General features: G+C 40.2%; 3 protein-coding genes. 2 read left to right on the top strand and 1 reads right to left on the bottom strand.

The window, feature by feature from the left end; all coding sequences use genetic code 11:
* The first annotated feature begins 465 nt into the window (after positions 1-465).
* Complete coding sequence (locus tag BTA31_RS21440; protein WP_076794136.1) at positions 466-831, top strand: GIY-YIG nuclease family protein; 366 nt, start codon at positions 466-468, stop codon at positions 829-831.
* A gap of 380 nt (positions 832-1,211) precedes the next feature.
* Complete coding sequence (locus BTA31_RS21435; protein WP_076794139.1) at positions 1,212-1,691, top strand: stress response protein YvgO; 480 nt, start codon at positions 1,212-1,214, stop codon at positions 1,689-1,691.
* A gap of 249 nt (positions 1,692-1,940) precedes the next feature.
* On the opposite strand, the gene sda is transcribed toward BTA31_RS21435, so the two are convergent.
* On the bottom strand, positions 1,941-2,090 hold the full coding sequence (gene sda, locus BTA31_RS23815; RefSeq protein ID WP_422109667.1) for a sporulation histidine kinase inhibitor Sda: 150 nt from the start codon (positions 2,088-2,090) through the stop codon (positions 1,941-1,943).
* Positions 2,091-2,265: the final 175 nt, after the last annotated feature.

Here is a 2,265-nt window from a genome sequence, read left to right as displayed (position 1 = left end):
CTTCAAAAACAAGAAAAATGCCCTCCCTTTAAAAAAGCTTTTACGATTGGTGATAAGCAGAGCACAGACTTTGTCTGGATGTTTCTTTTTAAGTGACGCTAAGCTCCCTAAACAAAACCAGCCAAACCCTTCATCACTTTAATGCAACAAAAACGGATAACATGTGAGTGGCATTAAAGGNNCTAGTTCCGTCTGGAAAATAGGGCGTTCCTGGCCGCGAAAAGGCCGGCTGACCTCCGATCGACGCCGGCTTTCGTTCATCTTCAGCTGTTGGCCGTGGTAGGCGAGCTGTGAACGCATCGCGTTTTCTCAGCGATCGCCGGGAGCCCGCCAACAAAATCCCTTCAGCTGACGCCCGTCCGCGGGACGTTCTTGATTATGAAAAAACGGACGCCTTTCGATTAGCATCGTAACAGTTTTCCTTCAGCCTGTTCTTTTGTTTTAATAAGTATAGGAGGTGGTCATGTGGGATCCATAAAGGTAGGTATCGCTCAATTCTCCATTCCAAAAATGGTTAGAACAGACTGGTATTGGTGGCAGTCTTACAAAAGATTTGGCGATATTGAAGCCGTCTACATTCTCCGTGGAGAGAAAGACGAGGTATTATATGTTGGTTATACAGCGAAACTCAAGACGAGACTCGATCAACACTTGTATGGTCCTTTTAGAGACGAGATAAAAGCCATTGAGTACATAGCTGAAGACAAAATACCAATGAAATACATGATAGAGCTAGAAAAGATTCTATACTTCCTGTTTAAACCGAGGTATTGCAAAAAGAAAATTCTGCCCCACACTATGTATAGCATGAAAAGACAGGAAGTGCGATAGCTGACTTGTGCGATAGAAGAAAAAGGAGCAATGGCTAAGGGAGATCTATTTTTTTATCACTCTATTTTATTAACGTCCTCTTTAAATTACTGAAAATGGATCGTTTGGATCATGTTGAAAAACAATTGTGATTTTGTCCTGGCAGAAGTAAAATGCACTATTCATTTTATTAAATAAGNNCCGTCTGATCAGAAAATACCCATTTCGCATCATTATTCTAAATTGAAAACTTTGTATACTTTCCTCAAAGATAGGGGGAGGAGATAGCTCCGGAAATGATAAATCAGTTGTCTGTTGTCGTCCTATTGATCAACCACTCTATCAAAAAACCTAAAGGAGGAAATGAATTGCAGAAAAAGATAATTGCACCCATCACCGCTATGATGATTGCTTCTTCTTGTCTTCCGGTATTTGCCCACGCTAAGGAAAAAGATGCTGACCACACGGTGTCATCAGCTCAGGTAGCTAAAGAAACAATAAATCACAAACAAATTAAAGTTAGCACGGCTGCTGTTAATTTTAATGTGAATCTTGACGTCCTCGGCATAGCAAATTCAATTCGAGATGCTGTTGTGCAGAACGCAAATCGAAAGGGTTTTGTCAAAAACATGATGGAATCTACCTTTTACTCTGCGGGACAGCGCTATAATGTCATGGTATTTAATTTAAGCCAGGAATACGAAGATCACTTCAATGGAGTCAAATTCTATGGATCCGCCGTTCTTAACGGGGTAGTGTACGGCATCTGGGTGTTTGAAAGCGGAGAATTCATCAACAAAGGAGACGGAGGTTGGGATAACTGGGCTTTCCGTGGTTGGTTTGACAGAAATGATAAACATGTCACCTTTTATAAGCCGTAAGATGTCAAAGAGGTGTGCATCCTTTTCAACTACACACCTTTTCTTATTTTGTTGAAAGCAATTTTAAGGCGTTCTCTTTTCTACCCAGAAGTCACCCATCTTGGTGTGAAAACGCCAGGCGTTTAAGGCCCTTTATCATGGCTGGAAACTGGACCTGAACGGAATCTGCATCGATAGAGGGCAGACGCCCTTTTTGCAGCCAGCAACGCCTGCTGTGGTCGGCCCAGCTAGTTGAAATCCATCCGGTTCTTAGATACTCTTATTTTTATTTATTCGATTTATGTTGATCGAACGTCTTTTCAGTTCTGTTTCTAGTTGCTTAATAAAATGAGGATCAATATCCGGTAATTTTTTTGCCTCTAAATAAGCATTAACAAGTTCTTCATCAGATAATCTCATCATTTACTACTATATCTTCCTTTCTTAAGAATTTTTAACACACACAATTGCTAAAATACAATGGTGAGCGTTTTCAATTCAAGACTTTTTGAAACTAAAACAAAAAAATATCCAAAAAACCCTAACCGCATTGGTTAGGGCTCTTTACAACAAATCTATCAGTGTTAATAAAAGA

Origin of the sequence: Bacillus haynesii, assembly GCF_001969855.1 — a bacterium.
In the GTDB taxonomy this organism is placed as follows: Bacteria; Bacillota; Bacilli; order Bacillales; family Bacillaceae; genus Bacillus; species Bacillus haynesii.
Note: the sequence above shows the minus strand (reverse complement) of the source record. Positions and strands in the feature narration are given on the sequence as shown.

What these genes read in the sequence shown, in the direction of transcription:
- sda (WP_422109667.1), bottom strand. Translation starts at nt 2,090, where the DNA reads ATGAGATTATCTGATGAAGAACTTGTTAATGCTTATTTAGAGGCAAAA.
- BTA31_RS21435 (WP_076794139.1), top strand. Translation starts at nt 1,212, where the DNA reads ATGATGATTGCTTCTTCTTGTCTTCCGGTATTTGCCCACGCTAAGGAA.